Source organism: Pseudomonas caricapapayae (genome assembly GCF_001400735.1).
In the GTDB taxonomy this organism is placed as follows: Bacteria; Pseudomonadota; Gammaproteobacteria; order Pseudomonadales; family Pseudomonadaceae; genus Aquipseudomonas; species Aquipseudomonas caricapapayae.
Genome location: NZ_LJPW01000003.1, coordinates 64,637 through 79,499, shown reverse-complemented (window position 1 = coordinate 79,499; position 14,863 = coordinate 64,637). Strand labels below are relative to the sequence as shown.

The 14,863-nt window shown below is 59.8% G+C and carries 10 protein-coding genes and 1 pseudogene; 5 read left to right on the top strand and 6 right to left on the bottom strand.

Annotation, left to right across the window (positions count from 1 at the left end):
- Positions 1-239: 239 nt before the first annotated feature.
- Positions 240-686, bottom strand: a complete 447-nt coding sequence (gene mscL / locus ALO80_RS00415; protein ID WP_055007513.1) for a large-conductance mechanosensitive channel protein MscL — start codon at positions 684-686, stop codon at positions 240-242.
- A 195-nt stretch (positions 687-881) separates the two neighbouring features.
- Between mscL and radA the strand changes: the two genes are divergently transcribed.
- The gene (radA, locus tag ALO80_RS00410) at positions 882-2,249 is read left to right on the top strand and encodes a DNA repair protein RadA (RefSeq protein ID WP_024664007.1); all 1,368 of its coding nucleotides are present in this window, start codon (positions 882-884) and stop codon (positions 2,247-2,249) included.
- Between the two features lie 6 nt (positions 2,250-2,255).
- On the opposite strand, the gene ALO80_RS00405 is transcribed toward radA, so the two are convergent.
- Complete coding sequence (locus ALO80_RS00405; RefSeq protein WP_055007517.1) at positions 2,256-2,624, bottom strand: PilZ domain-containing protein; 369 nt, start codon at positions 2,622-2,624, stop codon at positions 2,256-2,258.
- 285 nt (positions 2,625-2,909) lie between these two features.
- Between ALO80_RS00405 and ALO80_RS00400 the strand changes: the two genes are divergently transcribed.
- The 3 genes from ALO80_RS00400 (at position 2,910) to yjiA (ending at position 6,283) form a co-directional block, all read left to right on the top strand.
- A complete protein-coding gene (locus ALO80_RS00400; RefSeq protein ID WP_055007512.1) occupies positions 2,910-4,985 on the top strand; it encodes a carbon starvation CstA family protein in 2,076 nt (691 codons plus the stop codon).
- A gap of 27 nt (positions 4,986-5,012) precedes the next feature.
- Positions 5,013-5,210, top strand: a complete 198-nt coding sequence (locus ALO80_RS00395) for a YbdD/YjiX family protein (RefSeq protein ID WP_002555232.1) — start codon at positions 5,013-5,015, stop codon at positions 5,208-5,210.
- A gap of 95 nt (positions 5,211-5,305) precedes the next feature.
- Complete coding sequence (gene yjiA, locus ALO80_RS00390; protein WP_055007511.1) at positions 5,306-6,283, top strand: GTPase; 978 nt, start codon at positions 5,306-5,308, stop codon at positions 6,281-6,283.
- A gap of 57 nt (positions 6,284-6,340) precedes the next feature.
- Here yjiA and ALO80_RS28740 read toward each other — a convergent pair.
- The 3 genes and pseudogenes from ALO80_RS28740 to ALO80_RS00375 form a co-directional block, all read right to left on the bottom strand.
- A pseudogene (locus ALO80_RS28740) lies at positions 6,341-6,604 on the bottom strand (PAAR domain-containing protein); the annotation flags it as partial.
- 181 nt (positions 6,605-6,785) lie between these two features.
- Positions 6,786-8,039 carry a serine hydroxymethyltransferase gene (gene glyA, locus ALO80_RS00380; RefSeq protein WP_055007509.1) on the bottom strand — a complete coding sequence of 418 codons (1,254 nt, stop codon included), beginning with the start codon at positions 8,037-8,039 and terminating at the stop codon, positions 6,786-6,788.
- 359 nt (positions 8,040-8,398) lie between these two features.
- Positions 8,399-12,235, bottom strand: coding sequence for a sensor domain-containing protein (locus ALO80_RS00375; RefSeq protein WP_083493085.1), 3,837 nt, complete (start codon positions 12,233-12,235; stop codon positions 8,399-8,401).
- A 382-nt stretch (positions 12,236-12,617) separates the two neighbouring features.
- Between ALO80_RS00375 and ettA the strand changes: the two genes are divergently transcribed.
- Complete coding sequence (ettA, locus tag ALO80_RS00370) at positions 12,618-14,282, top strand: energy-dependent translational throttle protein EttA (protein WP_055007508.1); 1,665 nt, start codon at positions 12,618-12,620, stop codon at positions 14,280-14,282.
- A gap of 67 nt (positions 14,283-14,349) precedes the next feature.
- Here ettA and ALO80_RS00365 read toward each other — a convergent pair whose 3' ends face one another.
- Positions 14,350-14,847 (bottom strand): GreA/GreB family elongation factor, encoded by a 498-nt coding sequence (locus ALO80_RS00365; RefSeq protein ID WP_055007507.1) that lies wholly within the window; start codon positions 14,845-14,847, stop codon positions 14,350-14,352.
- Positions 14,848-14,863 lie beyond the last annotated feature (16 nt).

Below are 14,863 nucleotides of genomic sequence, written 5' to 3'. Positions count from 1 at the left end.
CAGGACTCAGCCGTCACTTACGTCGCACTTGGCGTCGTTTGTGCGATCGCGGTTGAAAAGCGTTTTTAGAGCAGTGTGGTTAAGGCACAGGGCAAAAGCTGATGACTATCGTGCCGACGCTCCGCGTCGGAATGCAGTTCGTGACGCTCTGCGTCACTGCACTCAACGCTAGACGCAGAGCATCCGGAAATGTGTCCCCACGCGGAGCATGGGGACGATAGCCCTCAGGTCTTACTCAATCAAAGTGGACGAGCAGGGTCCACAGTGACTGGCGCTGACGGTGTGTTTTGTTCCTTGAGCAGGTCACGAATTTCGCTCAACAGAACTTCCTGCTTGGAGGGCGTCGGTGGCAGGGTCGGGGCCTTGGCCTCTTCGCGCTTGAGGCGGTTGATGGCCTTGACGCCCATGAAGATTGCGAATGCAACAATGATGAAGTCGATGACGGTCTGGATGAACTTGCCGTATGCCAGCAGCACTGCCGGGGCAGTACCTTGCGCAGGACGCAGGGTAACGGCCAGGTCACTGAAGTCGACGCCGCCAATTAAAAGGCCCAACGGCGGCATGATGACATCGCCGACGAACGAAGAAACGATCTTGCCAAATGCCGCGCCGATGATGATACCGACGGCCATATCGACTACGTTGCCTTTGACCGCGAATGCCTTGAATTCCTTAAGCACGCTCATGGGGTAATTCCTTGTAGCAGATAAATTTGATCCGGATGAGTGTAGCCCAGACGCACTGTTGCCGCCCGTGCCACGTTCAATCGACCGGAGTCGTCCGCGTAAGTTTTATCCGGTTTTCAAAAGCAGTCGTCGCCCAGCGACTGGCAGGTGCCGCAACCTGCGTTATCATGGGCGTTTTTTACGACTGGGGTTGTCATGGCCAAGGCCAAACGCTTGTACGGCTGCACCGAGTGCGGCGCGACATTTCCCAAGTGGGCGGGCCAGTGCGGCGAATGCGGTGCGTGGAACACACTGGTCGAAACCATGATTGAAAGTGGTGCCGCCGCGCCACCCACCGGGCGTACCGGCTGGACCGGTTCTCAGGCGCAGATCAGGACTCTGGCGGAAGTCAGCGTTGAAGAAATTCCGCGCTTTTCCACCAACTCCACCGAACTGGACAGAGTGCTGGGCGGTGGTCTGGTCGATGGTTCGGTGGTGTTGATCGGCGGCGACCCCGGCATCGGCAAATCCACGATCCTCTTGCAGACGCTGTGCAATATCGCCCAGCGCATGCCTGCGTTGTATGTCACCGGTGAGGAATCCCAGCAGCAGGTGGCCATGCGCGCCCGTCGTCTGGGGCTGCCGCAGGACAAGCTGCGGGTCATGACCGAAACCTGCATCGAGACCATCATTGCCACGGCAAAGGTCGAGAAGCCCAAGGTCATGGTGATCGATTCGATCCAGACAATTTTCACCGAGCAATTGCAATCCGCACCGGGCGGTGTGTCTCAGGTTCGTGAAAGCGCCGCCTTGCTGGTGCGTTACGCTAAACAAAGCGGTACTGCGATCTTCCTGGTTGGTCATGTCACCAAGGAAGGCGCCCTGGCCGGCCCGCGTGTGCTTGAGCACATGGTCGACACCGTATTGTATTTCGAGGGCGAGTCGGATGGTCGCCTGCGGCTGCTGCGGGCGGTGAAGAACCGCTTTGGCGCGGTAAACGAGCTGGGCGTATTCGGCATGACCGACAAGGGGCTTAAAGAAGTCTCCAACCCGTCGGCGATTTTTCTTACCCGTGCGCAGGAAGAAGTGCCGGGCAGTGTGGTCATGGCTACCTGGGAAGGCACGCGGCCGATGCTGGTGGAGGTTCAGGCACTGGTCGACGATAGCCACATGTCCAATCCGCGTCGTGTGACGCTGGGCCTGGATCAGAATCGCCTGGCCATGCTGTTGGCGGTGCTGCATCGACACGGCGGTATTCCGACCCATGATCAGGACGTGTTTCTCAACGTGGTGGGCGGTGTGAAAGTGCTGGAAACCGCATCCGATCTGGCCTTGATGGCGGCAGTGATGTCCAGCCTGCGCAATCGTCCGCTGCCGCACGACTTGCTGGTGTTTGGCGAAGTAGGGCTGTCCGGTGAGGTCAGGCCGGTGCCCAGCGGGCAGGAGCGCCTCAAGGAGGCCGCCAAGCACGGCTTCAAACGTGCCATCGTGCCTAAAGGCAACGCGCCGAAGGAAGCACCGCCCGGCCTGCAGATCATCGCCGTCACGCGCCTTGAGCAGGCACTCGATGCGCTGTTCGAGTAGACCGGTCTAGAGTTCGATCAATGCTGCCAGTTCGCGGTCCAGTTCGGCCTGATCCGCAAGATTGAGCTCGATCAGTCGCCGCAAATGGCTGATCGACTCCAGCCCGATATGCCGGCAGACAAAACCCAGTTGCCGGTTATTATCGTGGGTCATTTCGACATCCATTTTCACGTGCGCATCATTGCTCAGGCGTATATCGACCTCGAAGGGCCGGGCCTGATCGCCCGTCCATGACTCAGGTCGTTCGATCAGCAGACCTTTCAGGGAAAGGTCGATCAGTTGAACCCTCCAGGTCTGGCTGCCCTGGTTCAAATCGGTTTTGGCGTCGAAGGCAATGCGCTTGAAACGACGGCGATCCGCATGTGAGTCGGTCATCGAATGAACTCTCTTGTTGACCGCACCCGAGGTCAGCGGGCAGGTCGTTATCTGATCGATTCTGTTGTCCATGCACGATAGACCTGAAAGCCATTGCGCAACAGTTCTGTGTCACGGTTTTGTGATCAGGCAACCATCTGTCGAGTCCATTCCAGCCCTCTATGCCGGGTATCTGCCGCAATTGATCAAATTTCGGTCTAGACCATGGTTGGGGGTGGCCTTTCGCTGATCCGGCGCTAAACTCGCACTGCTTGCCTTCTAGTCAACTCTGCTGGAATAAAAAAAATGAAAAATAATAATAGTCTGATGCGCCATGTTCCCTGGCTCATCGTCGCAATTGTCGGGGCATGTGCCCTTGGGGTCGTGGCCTTGCGTCGCGGTGAGGCGATCAACGCCTTGTGGATAGTGGTTGCCGCGGTGGCCATTTATCTGGTTGCTTATCGTTACTACAGTCTGTTCATCGCCACCCATGTCATGCAGCTCGATCCGTTGCGTGCGACACCGGCGGTGGTCAACAACGACGGTCTGGACTATGTGCCGACCAATAAACACATTCTTTTCGGTCACCATTTTGCGGCCATCGCTGGCGCAGGTCCGCTGGTCGGCCCGGTGCTGGCGGCGCAAATGGGTTATCTGCCCGGCACGCTCTGGCTGATTGCCGGCGTGGTGCTGGCGGGTGCGGTGCAGGACTTCATGATCCTGTTCCTTTCCACGCGTCGCAACGGTCGTTCGCTGGGCGACATGGTGCGCGAGGAAATGGGCCGTATTCCCGGGACCATCGCCTTGTTCGGCTGTTTCCTGATCATGATCATCATTCTGGCGGTGCTGGCGCTGATCGTGGTCAAGGCCCTGGCCGAGAGTCCGTGGGGCATGTTCACGGTCATGGCGACGATCCCGACGGCGATGTTCATGGGCATCTATATGCGCTACATCCGTCCGGGCCGCATCGGTGAAATCTCCATTATCGGTGTCCTTCTGCTGCTGGCTTCCATCTGGGTAGGCGGCGCGGTGGCGGCCGATCCGACCTGGGGCCCGATGTTCACCTTCACCGGCGTGCAGATCACCTGGATGCTCGTGGGTTATGGTTTTGTCGCCGCAATGCTGCCGGTCTGGCTGCTGCTTGCCCCCCGTGACTACCTGTCGACCTTCCTGAAAATCGGCACCATCCTGGCACTGGCAATCGGCATCCTGATTCTGGCTCCCGAGCTGAAAATGCCCGCCCTGACCCAGTTCACCAACGGCACAGGTCCGGTCTGGAAGGGCGCATTGTTCCCGTTCCTGTTCATCACCATCGCCTGCGGTGCGGTGTCGGGTTTCCACGCGCTGATCTCTTCGGGCACCACGCCCAAGCTGCTGGATAACGAAAGGAACGCTCGCTACATCGGTTACGGTGGCATGTTGATGGAGTCGTTCGTGGCCATCATGGCGATGGTTGCCGCTTCGGTGATCGAGCCGGGTGTGTACTTCGCCATGAACAGCCCGGCAGCCGTGGTGGGCGGTGACGTGGTGACGGTCGCGCAGACGGTTTCCAGCTGGGGTTTTGCCATCACGCCGGAGCAACTCACGGCCGTCGCGAAAGACATTGGCGAGAACACCGTGCTGGCGCGTGCCGGTGGTGCGCCGACGCTGGCCGTCGGTATCGCGCAGATCCTGCACCAGGTGCTGCCGGGTGAAAACACCATGGCGTTCTGGTACCACTTCGCGATTCTGTTTGAGGCGCTGTTCATTCTGACTGCGGTCGACGCCGGCACACGTGCCGGCCGCTTCATGCTGCAGGACCTGCTCGGCAGCTTCGTGCCGGCCCTGAAACGCACCGAGTCATGGACGGCCAATGCCATCGGCACCGGCGGCTGCGTGGCGCTATGGGGCTATCTGCTCTATCAAGGCGTGATCGACCCGCTGGGCGGCATCAATACCCTGTGGCCGCTGTTTGGTATCTCTAACCAGATGCTTGCCGGTATCGCCCTGATGCTGGCCAGCGTTGTGCTGATCAAGATGAAGCGTCAGCGCTATGTGTGGGTGACCATGCTGCCTGCCGCCTGGCTGTTGATCTGCACCGTGACCGCCGGCCTGATCAAGCTGTTCGACGCCAACCCCGCCGTCGGCTTCCTGGCGTTGGCGAAAAAATACAGTGCAGCGGCAGATGCCGGCCAGATTCTGGCTCCGGCCAAGACCATGGACCAGATGCAGCACGTAATTTTCAATGCGTACACCAACGCCGGGTTGACTGTGCTGTTCCTGTTTGTGGTGTTCAGCATCCTGTTCTACGCCATCAAAGTGGGCCGTGCTGCCTGGAGCATCAAGGAACGCACCGACAAGGAAGCGCCGTTTCAGGCCATGCCGCCAGCGTCGCAGGTGTGATGATGCTTACCCACAGAGGATTTGCCCATGTTCAATGACCTGAGTCGCCTCGGCAAATACCTTGGTCAGGCCGCACGCCTGATGGTGGGCATGCCTGACTACGATACCTACGTCGAGCACATGCAGAACACCCACCCGGACAAGCCGATGATGACCTACGAGCAGTTCTTCCGGGAGCGGCAAGAGGCGCGTTACGGTGGCAAGGGCGGTCCGAAGTGCTGCTGATCCTCTGATCTGCGTTATTGTTTGACCCGACGCGCCGCAGGCCATCACCTGTGGCGCGTTTTCATTTCAGCTGACGGCATCACGCCAGGAGCCTTATGACTGAGTTGCAACCCATCCCCGTGACCGTGTTGACCGGTTTTCTGGGCGCAGGCAAGACCACCTTGCTGCGCCACCTGCTCAAGGCCGAACACGGCCTGAAGATCGCCGTGATCGAAAACGAATTCAGCGATGCAGGCATCGACAGCCAGTTGCTCGGCACCGACCCGGTGCAGATCATGACCCTGTCCAACGGCTGCGTGTGCTGCACCATCCACACCGACCTGACCAAGGCGCTCTACCTGCTGCTGGAGCGTCTGGACAGCGGCGAGATTGCTTTTGACCGGCTGGTGATCGAGTGCACCGGCCTGGCCGACCCGGCGCCTGTCGCCCAGACGTTTTTCATCGATGAAGAGTTGCGCGAGCGCTACATTCTCGATGGCATCATTACCCTGGTCGACGCCGCTCACGCCGATACCCATCTGGCGCAAACCATCGCTCAGGCACAGATCGGCTTTGCCGACCGGCTGCTGGTGAGCAAACGCGACCTTGTCGATGACACAGCGTTCGACGCCCTGAGCGCACGCCTGACCCGCATCAACCGCCGTGCGCCGATCCGTACCGTCGAGCACGGCAACATCGATCTGGCCGAGCTGCTCGACGTACGCGGCTTCAACCTCAACGCCGACCTGGGCGGCGGCATGACCCTGCGCCCGCTGGCTCCGGTCGGCAACTCCGGCGACCGCATCACCAGTCTCGTCCTGCGTAGCGAAAAACCGCTGAATCTGGACCGTCTCAGCGAGTTCATGAACGAGCTGCTCGAAGACCACGGCAAGCAACTGCTGCGTTATAAAGGTGTGCTCAACATTGAAGACGAGCCCCGCAAGATGGTGTTCCAGGGCGTCCTCAAGTTGTACGGCTTCGACTGGGATGCGGAGTGGGCCGAAGGCGAGCAGCGCGAGAGCGTGATCGTATTTATTGCCGACGAACTGCCGGAGGAGAAGATTCGGGCGGGGTTTGCGGCGATGGTGGGGTGACAGGGGGCGCGCAGGCTCGATTTATTACTCAGATTTGCACCGGGCCTTGCGAAGTCAACTACCGCCGAAGCTGTCCTGGCTTCCGGTAATGATAGTGCCACCATGGCTGCCGAGGCTCCCCATGTGAGCCATGGGGCGTCCGTCGACGAGTATGTCGGTGAAGCCGGAAACAATGACGGCCCCGCAAGCGGCCCGGTCGCCTGTCCGGGCGACCGGCAGGCCATTGAGGAGAACGGTGGGGCTGGCGGAGACCAGGGGTGTAAGTCCGTGGCCGGGTATCGGGCAGGCATGTGGGTCGGTGAGTCTGGCGACAGGAATCATGTTCACGCTCGTGTATGCAGGCCGCGCATGCTTGCACATTTGATGCTGATGTTCTGTAGGAAATAGCTGCAGTTCAGGAGAGAAAGGGCTGATATCTGGCTTGGAAATGCTTTGAGTACGCAGCAAAAAGCCCCGACTCTCACGAGCCGGGGCTTTCGGTATTGCGTTTAAACGGGGCTTATCAAGCGCCGTAAACCGGCAGCCTGGCGCAGATGGCCTTGACCTTCTCACGAACGGCGTCGATCACGGCCTCGTTGTTCAGGTCAGCCAGGATGTCGCAGATCCAGCCGGCCAGTTCCTTGCACTCTGCTTCCTTGAAGCCGCGCGTGGTCACAGCTGGTGTGCCGAAGCGCAGACCGGAAGTGACGAACGGGGAGCGCGGGTCGTTGGGCACGGAGTTCTTGTTCACGGTGATAAAGGCGCGACCCAGTGCAGCGTCGGCGTCTTTACCGGAGATGTCCTGTTTGATCAGCGACAGCAGGAACAGGTGGTTTTCAGTGCCGCCGGAAACCACGTCGAAACCGCGCTCGATGAACACACCTGCCATTGCCTTGGCGTTCTTGACCACTTGTTGCTGGTAGGTCTTGAACTCAGGTTGCAGCGCTTCCTTGAAGCACACGGCCTTGGCCGCGATAACGTGCTCCAGCGGGCCGCCCTGTGCGCCCGGGAACACGGCGGAGTTCAGCTTCTTTTCGATCTCGGCATTGGCACGCGCCAGAATCAGACCGCCACGTGGACCGCGCAGGGTCTTGTGCGTGGTGGTGGTCACGACATCAGCGAACGGAACCGGGTTCGGGTAGACGCCTGCAGCGACCAGACCGGCTACGTGAGCCATGTCGACGAACAGGTAGGCACCGACCTTGTCGGCGATTGCGCGGAAGCGCGGGAAGTCGAGGATCTGCGAGTAGGCAGAGAAGCCTGCGACGATCATTTTCGGCTTGTGCTCGACGGCCAGGCGCTCGACTTCGTCGTAGTCGATCATGCCGTTGGCGTCGATGCCGTACTGAACGGCGTTGTACAGCTTGCCCGAGGACGAAACGCTTGCACCGTGGGTCAGGTGACCACCGTGGGCCAGGCTCATGCCCAGAATGGTGTCGCCGCCTTGCAGCAGGGCCAGATAGACCGCCGAGTTGGCTTGCGAGCCAGCGTGTGGCTGAACGTTGGCGTAATCGGCACCGAACAGTTCCTTGGCGCGGTCGATGGCCAGTTGCTCGACAACGTCGACGTATTCGCAGCCACCGTAGTAGCGCTTGCCTGGGTAGCCTTCGGCGTACTTGTTGGTCAGCACCGAGCCCTGAGCTTCCATGACGGCCGGACTGGTGTAGTTTTCCGAGGCAATCAGCTCGATGTGTTCTTCCTGACGCAGAGCTTCTTGCTCCATGGCGGCAAACAGATCGGCGTCGTACTTGGCGAGAGTCAAATCACGGCTGAACATGGCAGTCCTCAAGGGGGCATGGCGGAAAAGGCGGGTATTCTACCCCATCGGGTTTTATCTGGCATATGAAAGGGAATCATCTTGAGTAGCAAACAGGTTCAAGCGGCAAGCTTGACTGTCTACCGCTCGGCTTGAGTTACGCATCGCGGCCGGGATAGGACGCAGAGCGTCCCGAACGGCATTCCCACGCTGGAGCGTGAGGAACGATAGTTTTGTAACTATCGTGCCGATGCTCCGCGTCCTGTCCCGAGCTTGCAGCGCAGAGCGTCCCGAACGGCATTTCTACGCGGGTGCGTGAGGAACGACAGGTGTTCGGGAGAACACGTTTTTTTTGCCTATCGCTCAGCTTGCAGCTGCCCCTAATCCAGCATGAACAGTGCGTCGTTGCTGAATTGTGCTTCGAACTGGCTTGCTGGCATCGGGCGGCCGAACAGGTAGCCCTGGACTTCGTCGCAGTCGTGCTCGCGAAGAAACTCCAGTTGCTCGTGGGTTTCCACGCCTTCGGCGATGACCGAGAGGTTCAGGCTGTGGGCCATGGCGATGATGGCGCGGGCGATCTGGGCGTCCTGCTCGCCGGACGGCAGGCCGTCCACGAAGGTGCGGTCGATCTTCAGCACGTCGATCGGGAACTGTTTGAGGTAGTTCAGCGACGAGTAGCCGGTGCCGAAGTCGTCAACGGCGATACTCAGGCCAAGGTTTTTCAGACCGTCGAGTATCTGCATGGCTTCGTTGACCTCGCGCATCAGGATGCTTTCAGTCAGCTCCAGTTCCAGACACGCGGGTGACAGGCCGGTCTGCTCCAGAATGTTGGCGATGCGCTTGCCAAGCTGGCCGTCCGAGAACTGTCGCGCCGAAATGTTGACCGACACTTTGGGGACGCGGACCCGCGCCTGATGCCAATGCTTGAGCTGACGGCACGCTTCGCTGAGGACCCAGTCGCCGACTTCCACAACCAGCCCGAGCTCTTCGAGCACCGGGATGAAGTCGTTGGGCGGAACCAGCCCGCGACGTGGATGGCGCCAGCGCAGCAGGGCTTCCGCGCCTGTCAGGCGCTTGCCGTCACCGCTGAACTGCGGCTGGTAATAGAGGGTGAACTCCTGCTGTTCCAGGGCGTGACGCAGATCGCTTTCCAGCTCCAGACGTTCCAGCGCCGTCGCGTTCATGTCCGCCTGATAGAACTGGAAGTTGTTCTTGCCGCGTTCTTTGGCGTGATACATCGCGGTATCGGCGTTCTTCATCAACTGGCTCAGTTCATTGCCGTCCTGCGGGCTGAGCGCGATGCCGATACTGGCGGTGACAAAGAACTCGCGGCCTTCAAGCACAAACGGCGTTACCAGGCTGGTCAGAATCCGTTCGGCCACGTGAATGGCGCGAGTCAGTGCGGCTTCGCGCGAAGTGTCAGGCTGCAGCAACAGGGTGAATTCATCGCCGCCCATACGTGCCACGGTGTCGTCGGAAGACACGCAGGTGAGCAGCCGCGTGGCCATCTCCTGAAGCATCCGGTCGCCGGCAGCGTGGCCCAGAGAGTCGTTGATCGGCTTGAAGCGGTCGAGGTCGAGGAACATCAGCACCACCCATGCCTGTTGGCGCTCGGCCTGCTGCAGCGCCGAATGCAGGCGATCCTGAAACAGGGTGCGATTGGGCAGATGCGTCAGGGCGTCATAATAAGCCAGGCGGTGAATACGGTCCTCGCTGGCCTTGCGCTCGCTGATATCGCTGAAAAAGCACACATAACTGGCCAGATCGCCTTCGTCATCGAGCACTGCGGTAATGCCGACCCAGGCCGGGTAATGTTCGCCGTTGCGGCGCTTCAGCCTGATCTCGCCCTCCCATGTGCCCTGGCCGTTCAATTGCCTGAGGATATAGCGCAGATGGGTTTCCTGATCGGACTCCACCGTGAGCATGCCCGGCAACTGGTCGAGTACCTGGGCCACTTCGTAACCGCTGACACGGGTGAACGCCTCGTTGGCCTGCACGATATAGCCAGCGGGGTCGGTGATCAGAATGGCCGATGTCGAGTGTTCAAATACCGTGGCCGCCATGCGCAGGTCTTTTTCAGCCCGCCGCTGCTGACTGATGTCCCGCCCAACACCGAATATGCCCTCGAAATGACCATGTTCGTCCCACACCAGTACCACTCGCAGCTCCACCGGGATCTTGCGACCGTCTGCCCGCAGGCAGTCGAACAGAAACATTCTGGTCGTCACCTCTTCGCGCAGTCTGGCGAGCTCCTGAGGTTTGTGAAGCACCTTGCCGATGCGGCTGATGAGCGCGTCGAAACCGAGCACTTGTTGCGGGTTGGCAATGGCGGCGGACCAGCCGTTGCGGATAATCCATTCGGCGCTGTAACCCAGCGCGCGTTCCACCGAGGGGCTGACGTAATTGACCACCAGTTGGCCGTCGGTGGAAAAGATCACATCGCTGATGCTTTCGGCGAGCATGCGGTAGCGCTGCTCACTGTCACGCAGCGACTGGCTGGATGCAACCTGTTCGGTAATATCCTTGGCAATGCCGATGATGCGCGTGACCAGGTGTTCTGCGTCCCAGGCCAATGCCTGCTCGCGAACATCGAAGCAACGCCAGTTATTCTCGCGATCCTTGAAACGCAACACGCATTGCAATAGCTCGTTATGACCGTGATGGCGCTGACGCAGGCGCATGTCCTGATAGCTTCGGGCGTCATCAGGGTGCAGCAGAATTTCCCAGAAAAACTCGCCCATGACGCGCAGCTCGGACTTGCTGTAGCCCAGCGTGTAGCCGAAATGGTGATTGCTGTAGATCACACGCTGGCTGAGCACGTCCTGAACGTACAAGTGGTCCGGCACGGTCCGCACCACATCGGACCAGAAGCTTTCACGGTCCAGCAATGACAGCTCGATCTGTTTGCGGCTGGTGATATCGCCGATGCTGAGAATCACGGCGTCGAAGTCGCTGCGTGCCTCGGGCAGGCGCATGACCAGCCAGAGATGCTGATCCTGTCCGCTTGCGCGGGTCAGGCAGATTTCCAGTTCCAGCCGTGGCTGCCCGGCCAGAACAGCCTGAATCACCTGGATGCCAATGCCGGGGCGCGACCGCGATTCACCCTCGATCAGCGGCTGCCACGCTTGTTCACTGTGTTCGATTTCCAGCAGGCCCAGGGCAACTTCGTTGAGTTCGCTGATTCGCAACTGCTGCAACAGTCTTTTCAGCGAGGCTGGCTGGCTTTTAAGCAGGCGATCAAGGTCTTCGTCAGTCCTGACCTCAAGTGCTTCCAGTTGCTCCTGCAGTCCGGACATGTCCATGACACAGATTGCAACGCCCGCACCTTCGAAGATATCGCGATAGCGGCGTCGGCTTTGCAGCATCTGGCGCTGGCGTTTGCGCAGACTCATCAGGGCGATCAGCGGCAGGATCGACAGCTGCAGGCCGATCAGGCACTTGCCGATCAATGGCGCAAGCAGTTCTCTGCGCGCCTTGTAGGTATCGAACAGGCCTCGCAGTTGCCAGTCACTGTTGCTCAGCGGCTGAAGCAGGACGGTTTCGGACAGGCCACTGTCCGCATCGTTGGAGGGCGCCGGTTCGCGGAGGATAACCCGCTGGGTCTTGCGCTGTTCGAGGCGCCATACATGTTGAAAGTCCTGAGCCGGCTGGCTGGCCAGGTCTTTCAATGCCTCGGGTGCCATGCGCAGGGCCCAGTAGTCGCCGCTAACGCCGCCGCCCTGACGAATCAGTACATAAACCTGTTTGCCGTCTTCGGTGCCTGTGTAGAAATAGGGGTGGCCTTGCGCCTTTTTCATGGCCTGCTTGAGAAATTCCCCGTCGCGCGATGCCTCGGCGCTGTCACTGACGATGTCACCCGTGGGGTTCAGCCGGGCCGCGCTGCGCAGAGCGGGCAGGGCCATGCGCAGGCTGGCCAGCGCCGTCGGCTGCTCCAGCCGGTCGCCGGCGGATTGCGCTTCGTCCAGCAGGTTCATGGCGATTTGCGCCTTGAGCGCCATGTTCAGGCTCATCCGGTCGGAAAGCTGGACGCTGTATTCCAGGCTGCGCTGACGCTGGCGCTCCTGAGTCTGATGAAACTGCTCGATCAATTGCCAGAGCAGCAGGGCAAGCACCACCAGTACCAGCGCCGCCAGTACACCTTTTACTGAGCCACGCAAAGGCCTGGTCGCACTGTCTGTAGCGACACTGGATGACGGCAGAGGCGTTGAAGTGGGCAAATCGTTGTTCCTGACTGCTGGACTGAAGCAGCGATGCTTTATGTAAAATAAGCGGGTCGCCCAAAGAGGGCGGCTAGCATGCCTTTACTTGTGGCAGAGTGCCAGCCCCATTGGGCCGGATCGTTTGCCCTGCACGCTGCATTCGGGTAGCTTTGCGCAACGCGTGGTATCCACCGACTCCTGCATGAGTGACTCCACTTTTTGCAATATCGACCAGGCTTTATATTTGCCAGCACGGCCCCGATCTGTTCCGCCTGGGTTAATTCAAGGCTTGGAACGGTCTCGCGGCAAGTCTCAAGGACAAATAAAAGCTTTTTTCCGGCCGGAGCTTTAAGCTCGCTATCCAAATCGGTCCTCATTACAGACGCTAGGTTTTCATTTCATGGCTCAATACGTCTACACCATGCATCGGCTGAGCAAAGTTGTGCCGCCGAAGCGTGAAATCCTGAAAAACATCTCTCTGTCTTTCTTCCCGGGTGCCAAGATCGGCGTGCTGGGCCTCAACGGGTCGGGCAAGTCCACGCTGTTGAAGATCATGGCGGGCGTCGACACCGAATTTGACGGCGAAGCGCGCCCGATGCCCGAGCTCAATGTGGGTTATCTGCCGCAAGAGCCACAACTTGATCCGAACAAGACCGTTCGTGAAGTGGTTGAAGAAGCGGTCAGCGTCATCAAGGATGCCCAGGCACGTCTCGATCAGGTCTACGCCGAGTACGCCGAGCCGGATGCCGATTTCGACAAGCTGGCAGCCGAGCAGGCCAAGCTTGAAGCCATCCTGCAGGCCAGCGACGGCCATAACCTGGAGCGCCAGCTGGAAGTCGCCGCCGACGCGCTGCGCCTGCCCGCCTGGGATGCGAAGGTTTCGGTCCTGTCAGGCGGTGAAAAGCGTCGTGTTGCGCTGTGCCGCCTGCTGCTGTCTGCACCGGACATGCTGCTCCTCGACGAGCCGACCAACCACCTGGATGCCGACTCTGTCGCCTGGCTCGAGCATTTCCTGCACGATTTCCCGGGTACTGTGGTTGCCATCACGCACGACCGTTACTTCCTGGACAACGTGGCCGGCTGGATTCTGGAACTCGACCGCGGTGCGGGCATTCCTTACGAGGGCAACTACTCCGGCTGGCTTGAAGCCAAGTCCGACCGTCTGGCGCAGGAGTCCAAGCAGCAGACGGCTCACGAAAAGGCCATGAAAGACGAGCTGGAGTGGGTCCGCAAGGGTGCCAAGGCGCGTCAGTCCAAATCCAAGGCACGTCTGCAGCGTTTCGAAGAGATGCAATCTCAGGAATTCCAGAAGCGCAGCGAGACCAACGAGATCTACATTCCGGCCGGTCCGCGTCTGGGTGACAAGGTCATCGAGTTCAAGAACGTTACCAAGGGTTATGGCGACCGTGTGCTGATCGACAACCTGTCGTTCTCCATGCCCAAAGGCGCCATCGTGGGCGTGATCGGCGGTAACGGTGCCGGTAAGTCGACCCTGTTCCGCATGCTGATGGACAAGGAGCAGCCGGATTCGGGGAGTATTGAAGTCGGCGAAACCGTGCAACTGGCCTGCGTGGACCAGAGCCGCGATGACCTGGACGGCAGCAAATCGGTGTTTCAGGCAGTGTCCGACGGCTCCGATGTGATCCGTATCGGTAACTATGAAATCCCGTCGCGCACCTACGTTGGCCGCTTCAACTTCAAGGGTGGCGATCAGCAGAAGTTCGTCAAGGACCTGTCCGGTGGTGAGCGTGGCCGTCTGCACCTGGCGCTGACGCTTAAAGAGGGCGGCAACGTGCTGCTGCTCGACGAACCGTCCAACGACCTCGACGTGGAAACCCTGCGTTCGCTGGAGGAAGCGCTGCTGGACTTCCCGGGCGCGGCCATTGTGATCTCCCACGATCGGTGGTTCCTGGACCGCGTGGCAACGCACATCCTGGCGTACGAAGACGATTCGCAAGCGATCTTCTTCGAAGGCAACTACACCGAGTATGAAGCGGACCGCAAAAAGCGTCTGGGCGAGGCGGCTGCCCAGCCGCACCGTGTACGTCACAAAAAGCTGGCCTGATCAGCGCTGAGGCATGCGCCGTTCCTGATCCGGAACGGCGCTGCCGTTATCGGTTATAGCGCTCGCATCATGCGTCGGGCTCGATCAGCAGTATTTCGATCGACTGATTGCCCGCCGGGCGCTCCCACACAACTTCATCGCCTTTCTGCGCGCCGATCAACGCGCGGCCCAGTGGCGATCCCCAGTTGATCAGCCCTCTGGCCGCATCTGCCTGATCTTCCCCGACCAGATGCACTCGCTGCCGGTTGTCTTCTTCATCCGCAAATGTCACCCAACTGCCAATCTGCACCTTTTCGGTGGACACGGCCGGTGCCACTACCTGTGCGCTCTGCAGGCGCTGGGTGAAATAACGCAGGTCGCGTTCAAGGTCGGCCTGCCGCTGTTTGTCAGCCGCCTCTCCCCGTGCGGTTTGAGCGCCGTGCTGCGCCTGCAGGCTGCTGACGTGCTTCTTGAGCAACTTCAAACCTTCGGCAGTGACGTAATTGGTCTGTGTACTGACCAGTCGCTCCACCGGTTGCTCGGCATCGGCGGCAGCGTTGTCTTCGTTTACAAATGCGCGGCTCATGAAGTGTCCTCCCTAA